Annotated in this window: 20 protein-coding genes; 10 read left to right on the plus strand and 10 right to left on the minus strand. The window is 45.4% G+C overall.

Annotated features, from left to right (window positions below):
- The first annotated feature begins 83 nt into the window (after positions 1-83).
- Positions 84-977 (plus strand): DUF3530 family protein, encoded by an 894-nt coding sequence (locus V1358_RS13500; RefSeq protein ID WP_347393852.1) that lies wholly within the window; start codon positions 84-86, stop codon positions 975-977.
- Here V1358_RS13500 and djlA read toward each other — a convergent pair.
- Positions 960-1,799 (minus strand): co-chaperone DjlA, encoded by an 840-nt coding sequence (gene djlA, locus V1358_RS13505; protein ID WP_347390522.1) that lies wholly within the window; start codon positions 1,797-1,799, stop codon positions 960-962. The two genes, V1358_RS13500 and djlA, sit on opposite strands and share 18 nt — an antisense overlap.
- Positions 1,800-2,191: 392 nt before the next feature.
- Between djlA and lptD the strand changes: the two genes are divergently transcribed.
- The 7 genes from lptD to V1358_RS13540 all read left to right on the plus strand — a co-directional run bounded on the left by lptD (position 2,192) and on the right by V1358_RS13540 (position 10,934).
- Entirely contained in the window at positions 2,192-4,510 is a 2,319-nt protein-coding gene (gene lptD, locus V1358_RS13510) for an LPS assembly protein LptD (RefSeq protein WP_347390521.1), read from the plus strand.
- 13 nt (positions 4,511-4,523) lie between these two features.
- On the plus strand, positions 4,524-5,816 hold the full coding sequence (surA, locus tag V1358_RS13515; protein WP_347393853.1) for a peptidylprolyl isomerase SurA: 1,293 nt from the start codon (positions 4,524-4,526) through the stop codon (positions 5,814-5,816).
- A gap of 5 nt (positions 5,817-5,821) precedes the next feature.
- Positions 5,822-6,814: a 4-hydroxythreonine-4-phosphate dehydrogenase PdxA gene (pdxA, locus tag V1358_RS13520; protein ID WP_347390519.1), complete on the plus strand. Its 993-nt coding sequence runs from the start codon at positions 5,822-5,824 to the stop codon at positions 6,812-6,814.
- Positions 6,811-7,617: a 16S rRNA (adenine(1518)-N(6)/adenine(1519)-N(6))-dimethyltransferase RsmA gene (gene rsmA / locus V1358_RS13525; protein WP_347390518.1), complete on the plus strand. Its 807-nt coding sequence runs from the start codon at positions 6,811-6,813 to the stop codon at positions 7,615-7,617. Before pdxA ends, rsmA begins: the two co-directional genes overlap by 4 nt.
- Positions 7,601-7,990 carry a Co2+/Mg2+ efflux facilitator ApaG/CorD gene (apaG, locus tag V1358_RS13530; protein ID WP_347393854.1) on the plus strand — a complete coding sequence of 130 codons (390 nt, stop codon included), beginning with the start codon at positions 7,601-7,603 and terminating at the stop codon, positions 7,988-7,990. The genes rsmA and apaG overlap by 17 nt, the downstream gene beginning before the upstream one ends.
- 6 nt (positions 7,991-7,996) lie before the next feature.
- Positions 7,997-8,812 carry a symmetrical bis(5'-nucleosyl)-tetraphosphatase gene (locus V1358_RS13535; RefSeq protein ID WP_347393855.1) on the plus strand — a complete coding sequence of 272 codons (816 nt, stop codon included), beginning with the start codon at positions 7,997-7,999 and terminating at the stop codon, positions 8,810-8,812.
- 106 nt (positions 8,813-8,918) lie between these two features.
- Positions 8,919-10,934, plus strand: coding sequence for a HAMP domain-containing methyl-accepting chemotaxis protein (locus V1358_RS13540; RefSeq protein WP_347393856.1), 2,016 nt, complete (start codon positions 8,919-8,921; stop codon positions 10,932-10,934).
- Positions 10,935-11,108: 174 nt separating this feature from the next.
- Here V1358_RS13540 and V1358_RS13545 read toward each other — a convergent pair whose 3' ends face one another.
- Complete coding sequence (locus V1358_RS13545; protein ID WP_347393857.1) at positions 11,109-12,149, minus strand: energy transducer TonB; 1,041 nt, start codon at positions 12,147-12,149, stop codon at positions 11,109-11,111.
- A gap of 82 nt (positions 12,150-12,231) precedes the next feature.
- Between V1358_RS13545 and V1358_RS13550 the strand changes: the two genes are divergently transcribed.
- A complete protein-coding gene (locus V1358_RS13550) occupies positions 12,232-13,899 on the plus strand; it encodes an amidohydrolase (RefSeq protein WP_347393858.1) in 1,668 nt (555 codons plus the stop codon).
- On the opposite strand, the gene V1358_RS13555 is transcribed toward V1358_RS13550, so the two are convergent.
- Complete coding sequence (locus V1358_RS13555; protein WP_347390512.1) at positions 13,869-14,108, minus strand: uroporphyrinogen decarboxylase; 240 nt, start codon at positions 14,106-14,108, stop codon at positions 13,869-13,871. The two genes, V1358_RS13550 and V1358_RS13555, sit on opposite strands and share 31 nt — an antisense overlap.
- 257 nt (positions 14,109-14,365) lie before the next feature.
- On the opposite strand from V1358_RS13555, the gene V1358_RS13560 reads away from it, so the two are divergent.
- Entirely contained in the window at positions 14,366-15,016 is a 651-nt protein-coding gene (locus V1358_RS13560; protein WP_347390511.1) for a Crp/Fnr family transcriptional regulator, read from the plus strand.
- Between the two features lie 61 nt (positions 15,017-15,077).
- Here V1358_RS13560 and V1358_RS13565 read toward each other — a convergent pair whose 3' ends face one another.
- From V1358_RS13565 to rpmA, 7 genes are all read right to left on the minus strand, one after another.
- Entirely contained in the window at positions 15,078-15,638 is a 561-nt protein-coding gene (locus V1358_RS13565) for a phosphoribosyltransferase (RefSeq protein ID WP_347390510.1), read from the minus strand.
- Between the two features lie 161 nt (positions 15,639-15,799).
- On the minus strand, positions 15,800-17,035 hold the full coding sequence (locus V1358_RS13570) for a uracil-xanthine permease family protein (RefSeq protein ID WP_347393859.1): 1,236 nt from the start codon (positions 17,033-17,035) through the stop codon (positions 15,800-15,802).
- Positions 17,035-17,664, minus strand: coding sequence for a uracil phosphoribosyltransferase (gene upp / locus V1358_RS13575; protein ID WP_347393860.1), 630 nt, complete (start codon positions 17,662-17,664; stop codon positions 17,035-17,037). The genes V1358_RS13570 and upp overlap by 1 nt, the downstream gene beginning before the upstream one ends.
- Before the next feature lie 121 nt (positions 17,665-17,785).
- A complete protein-coding gene (locus V1358_RS13580) occupies positions 17,786-18,160 on the minus strand; it encodes a DUF3718 domain-containing protein (protein WP_347390507.1) in 375 nt (124 codons plus the stop codon).
- A gap of 77 nt (positions 18,161-18,237) precedes the next feature.
- Positions 18,238-18,717: a type 3 dihydrofolate reductase gene (gene folA / locus V1358_RS13585; protein ID WP_440589727.1), complete on the minus strand. Its 480-nt coding sequence runs from the start codon at positions 18,715-18,717 to the stop codon at positions 18,238-18,240.
- Positions 18,718-18,779: 62 nt separating this feature from the next.
- Entirely contained in the window at positions 18,780-19,940 is a 1,161-nt protein-coding gene (gene cgtA, locus V1358_RS13590) for an Obg family GTPase CgtA (protein ID WP_347390505.1), read from the minus strand.
- A 147-nt stretch (positions 19,941-20,087) separates the two neighbouring features.
- Positions 20,088-20,345: a 50S ribosomal protein L27 gene (gene rpmA, locus V1358_RS13595; protein ID WP_347390504.1), complete on the minus strand. Its 258-nt coding sequence runs from the start codon at positions 20,343-20,345 to the stop codon at positions 20,088-20,090.
- Between the last annotated feature and the right edge of the window lie 7 nt (positions 20,346-20,352).

Below are 20,352 nucleotides of genomic sequence, written 5' to 3' on the forward strand. Positions count from 1 at the left end.
TAACAGCTAAACTTTTACTTGTATTGGCCGATATAAACCCATGATATTTATAATTACACTTTGGGTTCGTTGTGAGCTTGTATATGCGTAAATGGGTCCTCGCCATGAGTCTTTTGGCCGCTGCGTCTGGTGTTTCGTACACAAAATGCGTGCAGGCAATGAGTCTAGATGAGCCGATGAGTTTGCTCGCGCAAGGGGATGAGTTTGAAGTTATTCATCGCCCGCATATGGCTCCTGTGCACCGTGGAACCTTGATCTTTTTCGCTCCTCTTCTTGACCCTGTGGGGGCAAAAACAGGGTTTACCCAGTTACGCAGCGCTTTGAGTCGCAAAGGTTATGACAGTTACTTGGTGATAAACCATACCAGTTTTAGCAACTCTGAATCCGAGAAAGACGCAGCATCACCTGCATCAACTCCCGAGACCCCAGCAACACCAGCAGATGAAAATTCAGCATCAGCAGAATCAACCGCCCCCTCAGATGAAGCAACAGGTCAAAAAAACGAGCAGAGCTATGTACCACCATTTCAACCGCCCGTCCTAATTGTCGAATTAGATAAATACAAAAGCCAGCTATTGGCCCAACTTGAGTCAGTGGTGGAAAAAGCAAACGTGACACAAAAACCCATTAGTATTTTTGCCGTCGGGCAAAGTGCCGGCTTACTCAGTGAGTATTTCACCGAATATCCTGATTTGCCTTTGCAGGCGATTGTGGCGTTCAACACTTACTTGCCTGATCCTGAGCGTAATCGACACATTAGCGCCAATTTCTCAATTATCGCTCCCGCCGTGTTTGATATTAGAGATGTACATGCCTCTAGTTGGTCAAAGGCGTTAGTGGAACAAAGTACTTTGTGGGCGCAGAAGAATCAGAAATTCGACTATCGTCAAATCAACTTGATAGATGAACTTGATAACCCGCAGCAAACCGCGCAAATATCGCAAGAAATAGACGGCTTTCTACGCCGCCTTTTTTAAGTACTCGTAAGCGGCTTGAATATCTTGGCTCTTTTTTTGAGCCAATTTCATCATGTGTTCGGGTAAACCTTGAGAAACCAATTTATCTGGATGGTGCTGCGACATCAGTTTACGGTAGGCTTTTTTAACTGTGCGTTCGTCCGCCCCCTCTTCTAAGCCAAGAATATTCAAAGCCTGTGCACGGCTCATACCACTACTTGCAGTGCTTCGCGAACCGCGGCTGTGGCTATCTTGTCGGTCGAAGCGCTGCTGTTGTTGGCGAAACGCAAACTCCGCTTGGTAACGTTTTAAAATAAAACTGAAATGGGTTTTACTCACCCCCAAGCCCTTAGCGACTTGCTCTAAAAGCGTCTTTTCTTGAGGAGCCAAATGTCCGTCACTAAAGGCCATTTGAATTTGAATTTCAAGGAACAGCTGAATGAGGTCGAAACGCCCCGCAAAGTGTTCTCTGAACTCTCTTAGGGTGCTGTTCATAGAAAAATCGGCTTCTTTTCCGGCACGAAAGGCAAGTTGCGCCTCTTTTTTATCCTCACCGGTTAAGCCCATTTCATCCATAAACTGTGTTGCTGCTCGGATATGTAGCTCGTTTACTCGACCATTGGACTTAGCAATATGCCCCATGACAGCAAAGCAACTGGAGAAAAACAATGCTTGTCTTTGCGAGATTGATTCATTATCAAAAAAGCCACGAAAGCCACCCGCTTTATCGAAATCTTGTTTCAAACTTTTATCGAACATGTGGCCGATAAATAAGCCCAACAAGGCACCAAAAACCTTGCCGAACATAAAACCGAAACAAGCACCGAGAATTTTACCCCACATTACTGCGTTTTCCTTGATCTAACCGAGCCCTTTCATAGTGACCAAAAACACGCTAAGTAACAAGGGCTTTAGTAGCGCTTTAAGATATTAATACTGAGATGAAAATGGCCAATTTGTCAGCATATGGCAGATGTAATTAATACAAAATTGCTTTATTATGTCATGCTTAGTTGCAAGGGCCATTCCCCCCTTGATGTAAGGATTTTTATTGTTACCAAGGCGCTCGCACTCACAAATAACAGATATGACAAACACAGTGGGTACAGCGAAACAAAGCACTGCGGTTTTGTTTGGTAACACAATAAGGGCAGCGAAAGATATTAACGCTGCGAATAAATTCAGCAAAGGTCTGCCAAACCTCATGCTATTGGCAAGTAAGCTAAGGTGAGTCGATGAATAAATTATGGGGCATGATAGCGATAGCCCTATATGGAACCCAAGCCAGTGCCGCGTCTTCGGCGACTGAGCAGCAAGCGGATGCCAACAACCAAGTCAATCCAGCGGTGAATGCCGTTGCTTTCCCTAATGACGCAAGCAATGCTTCACATTGCCTTGATGTATCTCGCCAAGCCAAGTGGCTAGCACCAGACTTGCCATTCGGGACAATTGAAATTGTGGCCGACGATGTCGAGCTTATTGGCCAAGACAGCGCGCAATTTGTGGGTGATGTGGACATCAGTACCCGCACCATGAGCTTGTCAGCGCAATCTGCCCTCATTGATAAACAGCAGGGGCTGTTAAATGCGAAGGGGCCACTGACCTATCAAGATGGTAGTGCGATTATTACCAGCCGTGGCTTAAAGGCGAATTTAGACGATTCCAACATCAATTTACTCGGCGCTGATTATAAATTAACGCAGCAGCAAGGCCGTGGTGGCGCAGAGCAACTCCAGGTATCCGAAGAGGGATTGTTTTTAACTAACGCTAGTTTCACAACCTGTCCTGTCGACAACGAAACATGGTCCATTAGTGCCAACAAAATTATTCTTTCTCAAGAAGAAGGATGGGGTGAAACTTACGGTACAACATTACGTATTTACAATACGCCAGTGTTGTATTTGCCCTACTTTACATTCCCAATTAACGACCAAAGAAAAACTGGCTTTTTAGCGCCGCAGCTATCAAGCTCAAACCGTTTTGGTTTGGAAACAATCACCCCTTACTACATTAACCTTGCGCCTAACTATGACTTAACGCTAACGCCGCGTTATATGTCAGAAAAAGGATTGCAGTTGCAATCAGAGTTTCGCTATTTAACGCAAACTAGCCAAGGCTTATTAGGGCTGGAATACTTAGATTCTGATGACTCAGACCCAGAGCTGGGGAGTCGTTATTTGTATCACTGGAAACAGCAAAGTTATTTTAGTGACACGTGGCGCGCGGGTGTCGATATCACTAATGTCAGTGATGACAACTACCTCACTGACCTGAACTCGAATTACGCTACAAAAACGGATACGCATTTAGCACGCTCAGCGATATTAACGCATCTAGGCGAGCGTTGGCGAACCGACATCCAAGTACAAGATTATGAAGTACTCGGTGATCACCTAGAATCTTACACCGCCTTACCGCGAGTGCAATTTTCGCAAACCTTGCCGTATCAACTAGGATGGTTCGACGCCTCTATTAACGGTGAATTCAGTCATTTCCGTAATAGTACTCGCACCATAGATGAAGCGACGCGTATTCACTTGGAGCCTAAGCTACGCTTCAGTGAAGAGCGTTATGCGTGGTCATTTTTGTCTGAGTTGAGTGTGTTACACACTTACTACGACCAACAAGGTGATTTAAGCGGCACGACCTATGAAGACTCTGTTAGCCGTACTTTGCCGAAGCTGCGTTTGTATAGCCAATTAAACTTCGAACGCGACACCAGCTTGTTTGTTGACGACGGTATTCAAACTCTCGAACCACAGATCCAGTATTTATATACGCCAAATAAAGACCAAAACAACATAGGTCTTTACGATACAACCAAGTTGCAAGATGACTTCTTTGGCTTATTCCGGGACCGTCGCTTCTCAGGCGTAGACCGTATTGCAGCCGCTAACCAAATCACCCTAGGTGCCACAACACGGGTGTTCGATAGCGCTAATGAGGAAGTCTTCAACTTAAGTGCTGGTCAGATTTTCTATCTCTCTGAGTCAGCAAAACCAACAGCGCAAGACTTCGCAACAGAAACAACCTATAACTCTTTGTTTGCCAGTGAAGCAATGTGGCATTGGCATCGCCGTTGGTACCTCTCAGGGGGTATCCAATATGACATCGATGGTAGTCAAATGATCCAATCTCATCTGACACTCGATTATAAAGGTGACAATAACGAGCTAGTCCAATTGAACCATCGCTATGCAAACGATGTCTCAGGGAATACAATTGAGCAAGTCGGTATGTTTACCAGTGTGCCCATTAACGATAACTGGCAATTTGTTGCGAGCTACCACCGCGACATCGAGTCAGGTCGTAGTATCGAGGTCATCTCTGGGGTACAGTACGAATCATGCTGTTGGGCCGTTCAAGTAACTGGCCGCAGACAAATTGAAACGGACTTGAATCAAAGTATTAACCAAGAACAAGCGGTCTTCGACTCGGGGATCGGCATCAAATTTGTCCTAAAAGGGCTTGGAGGCAAAAGCAGTTATGATGCACAACAGATACTCAAAGAAGGCATTTTTGGCTATCGTCGCCCCTATTTCCTTACCAATTAAAGCAATAAGAAATATGAATTTAAAACAGATTTTAGCTACCAGTTTACTTGCCCTTGGCCTAAGCCAAGGCGCGATCGCAAAGCCGCAAATGATCGACCAAGTTGTAGGTATTGTGAACGAAGGTGTCATTCTACAAAGCGAAGTAGACACCATTATCAACCGCGTTAAAGCGCAAGCACAGATGAGCGGCCAAGAGTTACCTAGCGACAGCGCTCTTCGCGTGCAAGCAATTGAACGCCTAATTGAACAAACCTTACTGCTGCAAATGGCAGAGCGCATGGGTATGGACATTTCAGATGGTCAATTGGATAGTACCTTGGCCAACATGGCCCGAGAGCAAGGCGGCACAATTGCCGATATGCGTCGCTCTGTGGAGGCATCGGGTGAGAACTTCCAGCAGTTCCGTGAGGACATGCGCCGAGAAATAACCACTCAGCAAGTATTGCGCGCGAATGTTGACCGTCGTATTTACATCAGCCTTCAAGAAATTGATAACCTGTTGAAAATCATGGACCAACAAGGCGGCAACAGCGAAGAATATGACATCGGTCATATCCTTATCGACATCCCAAGCGGTGCAACTGCTGAAGAGATTGCGAGTGCACAATCACGTGCAACCAAGGTTATTGAAATGTTAGGTGAAGGCGAAGAATTTAAACGTATCGCCATTGCTTCTTCAAGCGGTTCTAAAGCACTAGACGGTGGACAACTAGGCTGGATGAGCACTAACGAGATGCCTTCTCTTTTTGCCGAAGCGGTAAAGGGTAAGAAAAAAGACGACATCATTGGCCCGCTGCGCAGTGGCGCTGGCTTCCATATCATCAAGGTACAAGATGTACGTGGTCGCCAAGTAGTTGAAACAGTAGAAGTACGCTCTCGCCATATCCTACTTAAGCCGTCGATCATTCTAAGTGAAGACAAAGCACGCTCAATGTTAGAAGGCTTTGTAAAAGATTTAAGAGCTGGAACAGCCGATTTTGCTGAGCTTGCTAAAGAGTACTCAGAAGACCCAGGCTCAGCACTTAAAGGTGGTGAATACGACTGGACTGATCCAACAACCTATGTGCCTACCTTCCGCGACACTCTGATGTCACTAGAGAAAGATGAGATTAGTGAACCGTTTCGTTCAACATTCGGCTGGCACATCGTACAGTTACTGGACAAACGTGTTGCTGATAAAACTGACTTAGCGAAAAGAAACCGCGCACAACAGATGTTGTATAACCGTAAGTTCAAAGAAGAAAGCTTTGCGTTCCAGCAGGAAATACGTGAGCAAGCGCACATCGATATTTTCGCTGAGGAATAGTAGTTATGACCTTGCGTATCGCAGTGACACCGGGTGAACCCGCAGGCGTTGGCCCTGATTTACTTATCGAGTTGGCACAATCTGGCTGGGACGCCCAATTGGTGGCTATTGCCGATGCGCAATTACTACGTCAACGCGCATCGGTGCTAGGGTTAGATTTAACGCTTGTTCCTTTCGATGAGCAAGCGCCTGCCCAGCGCACCGCCCCAGGCACCTTATATTTGCATCAAGTTGATCTAGCCACCGAAGTGGTTGCTGGGGAGTTGAACGAGCAAAATGGTGAGTATGTGCTCGACACTTTGCGTATCGCCTGTGAAAAGAATATGGATGGTACCTTTGATGCTGTGGTCACAGGCCCAGTACACAAGGGGATCATCAATAAAGCAGGGATTTCCTTCAGCGGTCACACAGAGTATTTTGCTCAGCAATCAAATACCCCAGATGTGGTGATGCTGCTTGCTACTGAAGGCTTGCGCGTGGCACTGGTCACTACGCACATTCCACTGGCATACGTAGCTAAAGCTATTACGCCTGAGCGTCTTGAAAAAGTCATTGGTATTTTAGATCACGACCTACGCACCAAATTTGGTTTGGCCTCTCCACGTATTTTAGTCTGTGGTTTGAATCCACATGCTGGTGAAGGTGGCCATTTAGGCCGTGAAGAAATCGATGTGATCACGCCGACACTTGACGCGCTGAATGCACAAGGCATGAATTTAGTGGGCCCACTGCCTGCAGACACCCTATTCCAAGATAAATACCTCAATGAAGCAGATGCCGTGCTCGCAATGTATCACGATCAAGGCTTACCTGTGTTAAAATATAAGGGTTTTGGTAATTCAGTTAATATCACCCTTGGCCTTCCATTCATCCGGACCTCCGTTGATCACGGTACAGCACTCGATCTAGCGGCAACGGGCCAAGCTGATGCTGGCAGTTTCAGAGTCGCCTTAACCGAGGCGATTAAACTGGCAAGCAAAAAAGCGCAGAGACAATGACAGATAAAGTACATTTAGGGCACCGAGCGCGTAAGCGCTTCGGGCAAAACTTCCTCAATGATGACACCATTATTGACAAAATCGTAACCGCAATCGACCCACGTGTGGGCGATAACTTGGTTGAAATCGGCCCGGGCTTGGGTGCAATCACTGAGCCTGTTACAGAGCTTACTGACCATCTGACGGTGGTTGAGCTTGATAAAGACCTCGCCGAGCGATTGATCCATCACCCATTTATGGCACCAAAGCTCACGGTGCATCAGGGCGATGCCATGAAGTTCGATTTTTCGAGCTTACTCACAGGTGACAAGAAGCTAAAGATTTTTGGTAACTTGCCCTACAACGTCTCGACGCCCTTATTGTTCCACTTGTTTGACTATGTAGATGATGTTGAACACATGCACTTTATGCTGCAAAAAGAAGTGGTTAACCGTATGGTCGCCTCTCCAGGCAGTAAAGCATTTGGTCGCTTAAGCGTAATGACGCAGTATTATTGTCATGCTATTCCGGTGATTGAAGTACCGCCTACATGCTTTAAGCCTGCGCCTAAGGTTGATTCAGCGGTAGTCAGGTTAGTACCTAAGAGCCCTGATCAACGCACAGCAAAAAGTACAAAGCTATTAAACACAGTATGTTTAGAGGCTTTCAATCAGCGTCGCAAGACCTTGAGAAATAGCTTGGCAAATCTACTGGATGCAACACAATTAGAAGCATTGGGCATCGACCCTAGCGTGCGCGCAGAAAGCTTAACGCTAAAACAGTTTATCGATATCGCGAATTGGTTATATGACAACAAGCAGTAGTTCAGACTCAGCCATCAAGGTGATGGTTGAGACGTTTTATGTTGAAGGCCAGTCTGAGCCAGAAAAAGATAAATACGTATTTGCATACAACATTACGATTAAAAACCATAGCTTGAGCAGCGCGAAATTGCTCAGTCGCTATTGGTTAATCACAGATGCAAATGGCAAAGAAGTGGAAGTTGAAGGCGAAGGCGTTGTCGGCGAACAACCCATTATTGGTCCTGGCGAAAGTTACAGTTATACCAGTGGTGCGGTGTTAGACACCCCGGTAGGCACGATGCAAGGTTACTATGTAATGCGTAGTGAATTTGGCAACGAGTTTCAAGCACCTATCGATGTGTTTCGCTTAAGCTGCCCCAACATTCTGCACTAAAACGCCATGGCTAAATATGCGATTGGCGACCTCCAAGGTTGCTATCAGGAATTCGATGCGCTGCTCCAGCGCATTGATTTCAATCCCAGCAAAGATCACCTTTACTGCGTTGGCGACATAGTTGCTCGCGGTCCAGACTCATTATCTTGTTTACGTCGTCTTCACAGCATGGCACATGCCGTAACTATTACGCTGGGCAATCATGACCTACATTTACTGGCAACAGCCCATTTAAATAAGCACCCCAATCCAAAAGACAGGCTTGGGCCCATTTTCGCTGCTCAAGATAAAGAGCAACTGTTGCAATTCCTACAGCAACAACCACTGGCCGTGTGGTTAGAGAAGCACAACACACTGATAAGCCACGCTGGATTGTCACCACAATGGTCTTTGAAGCAAGGTCTAAAATGGGCAAAAAAAGCGCAAAAATGCTACCAAGGTGAAGACGCGCACTACTATTTTGCCAACATGTATCAAAATACTCCTGCGTTGTGGCACGAAAGCGACAGCGAAATGGATAAATTTATCTATACTATCAATAGTTTTACTAGAATGCGTTTTGTAGACGCACAAGGTAAATTGAATTTAAAGGAAAAAGGGACCCCAAGCCAGTGCACCACTTTACAGCCCTGGTTTACGCACCCCCTGCGTGCGAATGATGATTTCGACATCGTTTTCGGACACTGGGCGGCATTAGAAGGACAAACAGGAAGAAAGCGACTTTATGCATTAGATACTGGATGCGTTTGGGGAGGTGCCATGACTTGCATGAACCTCAAAACCAAGAATAAAGTATTAGAGCCCAGCAGAATTACAACGTAATAAGCTGCGCACGTTGCAAAAAGTTGTTACATTTTATCAATAGATGCCTTAACTTTTTCGGCCACTGGTCGATAAGTTACGTAATTATAAGTAGTTAGGAAACTCTATGAAGCTTACTGTGAGTCAACGTATCTGGGGTGGATTTATATTCATCACCCTACTGCTGTTAGCGATTGGCGGCAATTCACTGATCCGTATCGCCAACATCGATAACTCCACCCAAAGCGTAAATCAATTATCGTTACCTGCATTAGAGAAAAGCTCGGAATTGCAGATCGAATTTACATTGATGAGCAAGGCTGCGATAGGAGCATATTACAGCGATGACGCAGCAGAGCTTGCAGAGCTAGAGCAAAGATATCGCAAAGAACAAAAATCGTTCGACAAGTCGATGTCTGAGCTACGCACTGTGGTACAAAATGAAGCTAAGCTGGCAAATATGGCCAGTAGCGTTGAGAAAGCGTACACCGAGTTTGAGCCCCAAGTTGATCAACTCTTTAGTAATAAGAGCCGCGCGCTGACGCTGAGAAAAACACTTCGTGAACAATTCGACACCATAGATTTGAATGTCGAAGATGCAGTGTCGGTAGTGCTTGATATTTCCGACCTTGATGGCCTTGAGCAAGACGATGCACGCGCTTACCAAGCGGTTACACAACTTGAGAATAACCTCACTTCTTTGGCTACAACCAGTAACGACATCCTGACCGTAAACAATGCCCAGACGCTAGACATTATTAAAAACGACCAGCTGTTTTATTTAGGTGAACTAGAGCGCTCTATGACCTTGATTGGCCCTGCGGTCGCTGCGAAAGACTCAGGCTTGTTGGATGACCTTAGCAATTATGTGGGTACGATTACTAACACGGTGAAAGGTTCTGCGTCTTTGGCTAACAACAAAGCTGAATTGCTAGCAACCATCGAGAAAACAAAAGCGAACTTATCAAGTTCTGAGGCTACTAATGACAAAGCTCTGGCCTCATTAACAACACTAGTTTCGCAAGTGAAAGATATGGCGTTTGCGCAGCAACAAGGCGTGCGCAAGGATGTACGTAAAGCAAATCTTTGGACTTGGCTGGGTATGATTTTGGCGACCATTATCGCCATTATCGTGGCCTACTTTACGGTAAGCCGAATTACCAAACCGCTTAGCGAAGTAAATCGCGTGCTCAATATTGTAGCTTCAGGCGACATGACGCAACGTCTAGACGACAGCGCACAAGATGAATTTGGCGAGTTGGCGAAAAGCTGTAATACCCTAATCGACAGTCTACGTCAGTTGATTCAAGGCATTATTTCCCGCTCTACCCAACTTGCGGCAGCTTCTGAACAAACGTCTACTATCACAACTGAGTCAAGCCAAGCTATTCAGTCTCAGCGTGCGCAAGTAGAGCAAGCGGCCACAGCAACGACCGAAATGAGCAGTACCTCGCAAGCGGTCAATGAGAGCGCGCAACTGGCCTTGAACGAAATCAAAAATGCGGATAGCGAAGCAAATCGCGTCAAAGGTATTTCAAACCAAAACAAAGCGACGATTGAGCAGTTGGCCATTGAAGTCGACAACGCATCACAAGTTATCAACCAGTTACATCAAGACAGCGCCTCTATCGGTGGCATTCTCGATGTTATTCGTGGCATCGCTGAGCAGACCAACCTACTTGCACTAAACGCAGCAATTGAAGCCGCTCGTGCGGGTGAACAAGGCCGTGGCTTCGCTGTGGTAGCAGATGAGGTGCGTTCACTGGCAAGCAAGACACAAGAATCGACACAAGAGATTCAAAATATGATTCAGTCGTTGCAAAATGGCGCCCAAGCAGCTGTTGAGGCTATGTCAAAAGGTCGCCAGCAAGCGGAATCATGTGTGGAACAAAGCGAACATGCAAGCGCAGCGCTTGATTCAATTACCAATGCAGTTGCCGCAGCTAATGACGTCAGTGAGCAGATTTCATCTGCGGCGATGGAGCAGCAACAAGTGTCGCAAGAGATCAGTGAACGTTTGGAGCAAATCGTTTCTATCGCCGAACAAACTGCTGAAGGGGCAAATCAAACCTCTGAATCTAGCTCTGAGGTGGCCAAACTGGCCGAGGAGTTACGCCAATCAGTTGATCGCTTTAAGGTGTAATAGACACAGCAACAGTAAAGGCCGCATCACGCGGCCTTTTTCTTTCTCAAAATCAATACCAAATTAGCTTATTGAAAGGCTCTATGCGGCAAGAAAACTTTTCGGTTGCTGTGTTAGGTTTAGTCCCTTAAACGGCTCAAGTATTATTGCTTGTTGGTATAACTACAAAGTCAACTACAGACGTATCGCCTGTCCCGTTTGCTCTATCTCAATTGACTGCTCTGTCTCACTTTTAATCAGCAACCCACAACGCACGTTAGCTTCAGTTTGCGTGATGGCATAGCGGTTCTCACTGACCTTTGGCACATCAAGAACACCATACCGGCACCTCAGCTGAGCCTTGGTTAATGGTTCTTGTGTCTTGATTTGAACACTGTAGCGACTAAGCCCCAATAGCTTTGGTTTATTAGGCTCTAACGTATAGCTATAGTGCAGTTCAGGGTTTGCATTCAATTCTTTGGCGAGCTGCTTTTTAGCTTTAAGAAATATTGCTGCATCCATATTAACATCTCCTAGGCCATAGAATGAGTTAATCGCCGTATTTGCACTCAGGTATTCACGGGTGTACATAAACCAGTGTAGGGTGTTTTGATGTAACTTAATGCGGTATTCGGTAGGTAACTCTTTACTCAAAGCATAAGCACTCTGCAGGTGATGCCCATATTGATGCCAATCTTCTACAAAATAATAATATTGAGCTTTAAACCAATGATTTAAAGCCTGTTCGGCATTGTTCTTAGTATGCTCATCGAGCTTATTCAACAGTGTTCGTACCAAGTCGAAATTTTTATCTGCAAGTGCAGCTTGAATCTGCTCCCCTGTAGATAAAAATCCCCTTTTAATGGTGCCATTATCAACGCCATCAAACATCTTCTTGCTTTGTACGGTGTACAACCACGAAGCGTCGATAGGTTCCCCATTCAATATCGCGGGCTCAAATTGCCACATTTTGATTAATCGCTTGAAGTCATCTTCGTCAAATCTCACCTCAGAATGAGACAACACTTCGACATCGGTGACATCTCCTTGTGTATCAATAACAAAAGACAGATTTGCCCAGCTCTCGGTACGAGAACGATCAGTTCCATCGAATGGCTTTATTGGCCACGCCTTAATCAGTTTTGCAGGTGTACTTTCGTTTGCAGCGAGCACAGTTGTACAGCCAACAAGTAGAGCAATTACGGGGAGTGTGGTAACAATTTTACTTCTATTCATCCTTGACCTTTGTCGATTTGAGTTTGTCCTACAGCCCAGTTCTTTGCTACAGTCATTTGAGCTTGCTAATAAGGAAAATAATATGAAAAACAAGCTCTTTGCATTAGTTATGGCAACAGCCCTCACGCCATTATCAATCTGGGCTAATACTACTGTAGTGCATAATATAAATGGGTACACGCCAACAAACAACGGAGATTTAGCGAATTTTCAAACTCTGGTGTTTAAAGATGGACGGGTGATCAACCGCGGTAACGAGTCACTTGTTAGCAGCTATCCAGATGCAACGGTTATCGACGGCCAAGGTAAAGTGTTACTACCGGGTTTAATCGATGCCCACGGTCATATCATCGGCCTAGGACAAAATTTAATGCGTCTAGACCTGCGCGATACCACATCCATTGAAGAAATGGGTGAGAAACTCAAAGCATTCGCATCGCAATCGGAGCAAGACTGGATTATTGGCCGCGGCTGGAACCAAGAAAATTGGCCAGTAAAAGAATTTGCTAGCGCAAAGGATTTAGACAAGTACGTGAGCGATAAGCCTGTCGTGTTATCGCGTATCGATGGTCATGCCGTGTGGGTGAACACTAAAGCCATGGAACTTGCCGGGCTCAAAGCTGATGCGAAGAGCCCTGCTGGCGGCGAAATTATTCGACACGAAGATGGCTCGCCCACGGGCGTATTTATCGATAAAGCGGAAAACTTAATTACCTCAGCCATTCCTAAGACGTCCATGAAGAGCTTGTCCAGTGCTTTGGATAAAGCGGGTGAGCATCTATTGAGTTTAGGCATTACCAGTGCTCATGATGCAGGCATTGATAAAGACACTTGGCAGCTATACAAAGACCGAGCCGAAAATCACACCTTGCCTATTCGCATTTACGCCATGCTCAGTGCCGCAGATCCGCAACTGGAATCGATGCTAAAAGCTGGCAAAGTTCACGATAACCAAGACATGTTGTCGATACGCAGTGTCAAAGTGTATGCAGACGGCGCTCTAGGCTCACGTGGAGCTGCCTTGTTGGCAGATTATGCCGACCGCAAAGGTCATAAAGGACTCATGTTAGAAAGCCAAGAACAGCTTCAAGAGATTTATAAGCTTTGTTTCACCCATGGTTTTGCCGCGCACACACATGCAATTGGCGATCGCGCTAACAGAGAGGTACTTGATGCCTATGAAGCGGTCTTCAAAAGCACTGGAGGAAAGTTACTGCGTAATCGCATAGAGCATGCACAAATTGTTGAACCCAGTGATATTGGCCGCTTTAAAGAACTGAAGATCATTCCATCAATGCAACCCGTGCATGCGACATCAGATATGCACATGGCAGAGCAACGCCTAACGGATAATCAATTACAAGGCGCATATGCATGGCAAACATTTTTAGCACAGGGCTCTAGAGTGGCTGCAGGTTCAGATTTCCCTGTTGAGCTTGCTAACCCATTCCATGGTCTGTACAGCGCGATTACCCGCCAAGACCATCAAGGTCAGCCAGAAGCGGGATGGCGACCAGAAGAATTGCTAACACGCGAACAAGCACTTCGTGCATTTACGCTTGATGCCGCTTACAGTGCGCAACAGGAGTTTAAATTAGGCAGTCTTGAAAAAGGTAAGTGGGCAGACTTTATCTTGGTGGACACAGATATTATCAGCGCGCCCGTTCAAGATATTTGGCAAACACAGGTACTACAAACTTGGCTTGGCGGGACTAAGCGTTATGAACGTGACGCCCCTGCTTTGCAGTGAGTAAGCTTTAATTTGTGTAAGTGGTATAAGTTAACCAACGCCAGCAAGGCGTTGGTTAACGCCACTGGCCAAGCTTCAATTGCTAACCCATAAAACGTAAACGCAATACACCCTGCCAAATTAAACCAACGCAGTTTGTGTACATCGCTCATCGCCAGAGAAGTAACTAATAAAGCTGAGGCGAAATAGCCTAAATATTCCCAACTCATTTGTCCTCTCCTTCGCTTTCAGTTAGCATTAATAAACCGCTGTAAATATCCAGTTAGATTCTGGATTTATGCGGACTATGATAATAAAAAAGCCAATTCACACCGCAAGGCAATAAACCGACACAGTAAACACGGGAAAGTTACCCTTTAGGAAAGCCCTGCATTTATGTGCGAATTGACGTAAAAACACGCTAGAGTGTCATGCTAGCGTCATGTAGTTGTAACAAAAAGGACAATTGTCCCAGCAGGCTTTGACAATGTTTCAGTATCATTTTTCGACCGATCTCGTTGAGCAACTTCTCAAGTTCACTGGAAACCATTACCAACAAGAAAAAAAAGAGGTTCTACTTCATCAAGATCAGCCATTGCAAAAGCTTGTATTAGTGCGCAGCGGTACTGTGTCATTCAGCTATGACGTCGGTAATGGACGTCGGCTCTTACTCGGTCAATTGGACTGCAACAATACCCTGATTGGCGAAATCGAAGCGCTCAATAACCAACCTTGTATTTATACGGTGACGTGTTTTAGTGATGTCAGCTATGACTTAATTGAATTAAAGCACTGGCGCCAAGTACTATTGGAAAATCCGCAACTGAGTTTATACACAGCGCAGACAATCGCTGCAAAATTTCAGGAAAATCAGAAAGTAAACTTAGACAAATTACTACTACCACTGAGTTACAACATAGCCAAAGATTGTTTAATGCGCGCCCAGAACACCAATCCAACCCTACTTCGGGCCTACCCGACAGTCAGTGCTGAAGCGGAGCGCTTTGCGACAACTGAGCGTGCCTATCGCCGTGTGGTGACTGAATTAGTTGATAAAGGATTAATTGTACGCTCTAAAGATGGGCTACAGACCATAGATGAAGCAGCATTGAGTGAGTTTGTCGATAGCTTTATCTAAACGTAGCTATCCACGAAACATAAAAAAAGCAGCGAACGCTGCTTTTTTTATGTTGAATCCGTTATACAAACAAATCCTTGATGTTTGCGAGGTCCGATTTACCCTCTTGCAGCTCTTCTGGTGTTAAACCCGACAGCTCATGTGGGAATACCAACCACTCATCCGAATTGTGAATGTAGTAATCAGGCTTCATCGGTACCTTAGTGTTCTTTGGCTTGTAGTATGGACACGCTACACGCACATCTTTTGGCATATTTAGACGCATCAGTTCCGAGAGTTTCTCTTTTAATGCGTAAATACTGCGACCTGAATCAAACACGTCGTCAACAATCAATAACGAGTTGTCGGCATTGGCGTTTTCAATGATGTAATGCAAACCGTGCACTTTGATTTCTTTCGACTGCTGGCCAATGCCATAGTAAGAAGAAGTACGAACCGCGATATGGTCAGTTTCGATACCTTTAAAATCATAGTACTCTTGTACTGCGATGCCGATCGGTGCACCACCACGCCAAATACCAATAATGAAGTCTGGACGGAAGCCGTCTTCGTAAACTTGAGCCGCAACGCGGAATGAGTCTTCAAGTAATTGTTGTGCGGTAATATAACGCTTATCTGACATAGGATTGCCCCTAATATTTAAACGGCTGAATGCCTCAGTGATCGGTGCCGCCATCTCATGATGGTCGAAGGCGGCCGATCTTACCTTATTTCTGGACTAATTGCTCTAATGTCTTTTTGAAAATTGAATGTCGAGCATCCAAAGACTTTAGAGTTCACTATTTAATTCTGCGATTCTGACTGTGCAGGCGGAAGAATGAGATTCAGCAAAATACCAAAAATAGCACAAAGGCTAACACCTTGGAGTGCAAACTCATTACCGCCAATTTGCATGCCACCGATACCGAGCACCAGAATCAAGGCAATAATCACAAGATTGCGTGGCTCGCTGACATCAATATGCGCTTTGAACAATGTCTTCAAGCCCACTACTGCAATCGAGCCAAATAATAAAATCATGATGCCGCCCATTACCGGAACAGGAATAGTTTGCAACACAGCGCCCATTTTACCAATGAATGCCAGCACCACAGCAATAATTGCCGTCCACGTCATCACGCGTGGATTGAAGTTCTTGGTCAACATTACAGCGCCGGTTACCTCTGAATAAGTAGTATTCGGTGGGCCACCCACACTGGCCGCAAGCGTGGTAGCAACACCGTCGCCCATCAAGGTGCGGTGTAGACCAGGCTTTTTCAGAAAGTCCTTGCCTGTTACATGGCTAATAGCCATCATATCGCCGATATGCTCAATAGCCGGGGCAATCGCCACGGGGATCATAAATGCAATAGCTTGCCACTTGAACTCAGGTGCTGTGAATGCTGGAGCAGCAACCCAAGATGCTTGCTGTACGGCACTAAACTCCACTACACCCAAAAACAATGCGCACATATAACCTACAAATACACCGGCAAGGATAGGCACCAGTCGCCAAATTCCTTTACCGAAAACCGCGGTTAATAATGTCGCACACAACGCTAACATAGAGATCCAAATAGCATGGTCATATGCTACTAACTGCGCAGAGCCATCTCCGCTTTTGCCCATCGCCATATTGACCGCGACCGGCGCCAGTGCTAAACCGATCACCATGATCACGGGGCCAACAACAACCGGTGGGAGTACGCGGTGCAGCATGTCCGTTCCTTTGAGTCGTACTAAAACGCTCAAAATCATGTAGGCACCACCGGCAGCCATCAATGCCCCCATGGTCGCCGCTGTACCGTATAGCTGATTACATGCAATGATTGGCGCAATAAACGCAAATGAAGATGCAAGAAATACAGGGACTTGGCCACGGGTAATCCACTGAAAAGCTAAAGTACCTGCACCTGCTGTGAACAGTGCAACATTGGCATCTAATCCAGTAAGCAACGGCACTAACACCAACGCACCAAATGCTACGAATAGCATCTGGGCACCCGTCAGAATAGTTTTAGGTGAAAACGCAGCGCTCATTAAACAGTACCGAAGATTTTGTCACCTGCATCGCCTAATCCTGGCACTATGTATCCTTTCTCATTCAAGTGGCTGTCTAGAGAAGCTGTGTAAATATCGATATCAGGGTGAGCAGCTAAGGTTTTGTCTACGCCCTCTGGCGCAGCAACCAGCACGATCACTTTAATGTGCTTGCATCCAGCCTTTTTCAACATATCTAAAGTGGCAATCATTGAACCACCTGTCGCAAGCATAGGATCAATCACTAGACTCAAGCGCTCGTCAATTTTACCTACCAGTTTTTCAAAGTAAGGGATTGGCTCAAGAGTTTCTTCGTTACGTTCCAAACCAACGACACTCACTTTTGCGCCGGGAACGAGGTGCAACACACCATCAAGCATACCTAAACCAGCTCGTAAAATTGGCACAACTGTAATCTTTTTCCCTTTGATACTCTTCACTGTTAGCTCATTTCCTTGCCAACCTGTAATTGTTGTATCGGCGAGCTCTAGGTTTTTTGTCGCCTCATAAGTTAGCAATGTGCCAACCTCAGATGAGAGCTCACGAAAACTTTTTGTGCTGATACCTTGTTGGCGCATAAGGCCAAGTTTGTGCTGTACGAGAGGATGATCGATTACGTGGATTGCCATAGAGAGACCTAGTTAAAAAATTTGCGCTATTTTAACTAGTATAGGGCGGGAACTGAATTAGAAATAAAGCAAAAACAAAAAAACCACGGCAATTACCGTGGTTTTTACGTATAAATCGCGGTTATAGGCCCGCACGCTCTTTGATAACAGCCACAAGCGGAGAGTCGCCGTAACCATTACTGGTGGCCCAATTAAGGTCCGCACCATCTTCTAGGGAGCTTTTTGGTAAGCTTTTAATAATATACTCACCTGTATCCACTGCTTGGCTAGCCAGAGCATGACGTACAAGATTGTTACCATTACACTTTACGCTGTCGGAAATGTCACGCAATTTAATACGCGCGTCACCCAACGTTTTACGTAAACGGTTTTTATCATTAGCAGCAATATACTCGCAAATACTGACCGCTAAGCGGTCATTTGCACTCGCTGGTGCAGTGTACAAAACACTGCCTGCCAATACCGCTGAAGCGATAGCCACGGATAATAATTTCATTAGTTGCACCCTTTAATACTTTTTTATTACAAAGTAGACTAACAGTTTACCAACTAGATCAAAAATTATCAAATAACTCACACTTCCTTACTAAGCGTGACAAATTCGTAATCATGCGGGTTTTTATCATCTTTTTGATGCGCCACGTGTGATTCGCAGTGCCATGGCCCCATGGATTCATAATCGGGAAAACGAGTATCCCCATCCACTTCAAGGTCAATAAAAGTTAAGTATAAAGTACTAGAAATGGGTAAACATTGTTCATAAATATTACCGCCGCCAATGATCATTACCTCATCGACTTCCCCCACGCATTCAAGTGCTTCTTGTACTGAAGTCACCGTTTGTGCACCTTCAAATTGGTAATCTGAATTGCGACTAATGACAATATTCTTGCGACCAGGCAAAGCTCTACCGATGGATTCTAACGTTTTTCGACCCATGATGACGGGTTTGCCTAGGGTAACTTCTTTAAAGTGCTTAAGATCAGCGGGTAAATGCCATGGCATGTCGTTATCTTTACCAATAACTCTGTTATGCGCCATCGCAGCGATCATTGAAACTTTCACTTCGGATCCTTATTCACAAAAAAAGGGCGCAAGCGCCCTTAACATTTTTCTTAACGTTCGTAGATGATCTCAACGTCGTAGTCGTCATCATCCCAATCTTCCCAATCGTCGTCATCTTCTTTTTCTTTCGTTGCGTGACGATGATAAGTATCCCATTTAAATTCGACTTCCTCTTCTACCTGATGCTGTTCGAATTTATCTTTAGGCATAGACTCAAGTAACTGCATAATATCCTGACACAATTCTTGCGTATTCAATTTACTTGCAGCACTGATTTTATAAATATCCTGCTCTACACCCAACTCTTCTGCGATGCGTGCACAAATTTCTTCGACTTCATCTTGTGGTAACAAGTCAATCTTGTTGAAAACTAGCCAGCGCGGCTTATCAGCAAGTTTTGGACTGTACTGGTGTAGCTCGTTAATAATTGCATACGCATTGTCTACTGGATCTGAACCGTCAACTGGAAGTACATCAATGATGTGCAATAACACACGACAACGCTCAAGGTGTTTCAAGAAGCGAATACCTAAGCCTGCGCCATCAGATGCACCTTCAATCAAACCAGGAATATCAGCAATAACAAACGACTGGCCTGATGCAGGGCGTACAACCCCCAAGTTAGGCACAAGCGTCGTAAACGGATAATCTGCCACTTTAGGCTTTGCTGCTGACACGCTACGAATGAAGGTTGATTTACCCGCGTTTGGTAAACCTAATAGACCTACATCAGCAAGTAGCATCAATTCTAATTTAAGGTTACGTACTTCACCTGGCGTGCCTAGCGTTTTCTGACGAGGCGCTCGGTTTGTACTCGATTTAAAGCGCGTGTTACCTAAACCGTGGAAACCACCTTTGGCTACCACCAACTTTTGACCATGTTTAGTCAGGTCACCTAGGCTCTCCTGAGTATCAACGTCAGTTACACGTGTTCCCACAGGTACTTTAAGAACTAAGTCGGTCCCTTTCTTACCAGTACAGTTACGACTTTGGCCGTTCGTACCGCGCTCTGCGCGATGGAAACGCTCAAACTGATAATCGATAAGGGTATTTAAGTTATCGTCTGCTTCTAAGTAGACACTGCCGCCGTCACCGCCGTCGCCGCCATCCGGGCCACCGTCTGGTACGTATTTTTCGCGTCGGAAAGAGACAACACCACTGCCGCCATCTCCCGCTTCTGCGCGGATTTCGACTTCATCAACAAATTTCATGTTTATTCACTTAGCGGATCTGCGATTGAATGTTTCTATTATATCAATTGCTTCGCATTAATGCTCACGATCAATGCGAATTGATTTGAGCAATTGAAAACAAAAAACCCCGCAAGTGCGGGGTTTTTCAGTAAGTCTGTTAACTGATTACTCAGCTACGATGCTCACGTATTTACGGTTTAAAGGACCTTTTTGTTCGAACTGAACTTTACCAGTTGCAGTTGCGAATAGAGTGTGGTCTTTACCCATACCTACGTTTGAACCTGCGTGGAACTTAGTACCACGTTGACGTACGATGATGCTACCCGCTAGAACTGATTCACCGCCAAAACGCTTAACACCTAGGCGTTTGCTTTCTGAATCACGACCGTTACGAGTACTACCAGCTGCCTTCTTATGTGCCATCTTTCTG

This window comes from Pseudoalteromonas pernae (genome assembly GCF_039831865.1).
GTDB lineage: Bacteria > Pseudomonadota > Gammaproteobacteria > Enterobacterales > Alteromonadaceae > Pseudoalteromonas > Pseudoalteromonas pernae.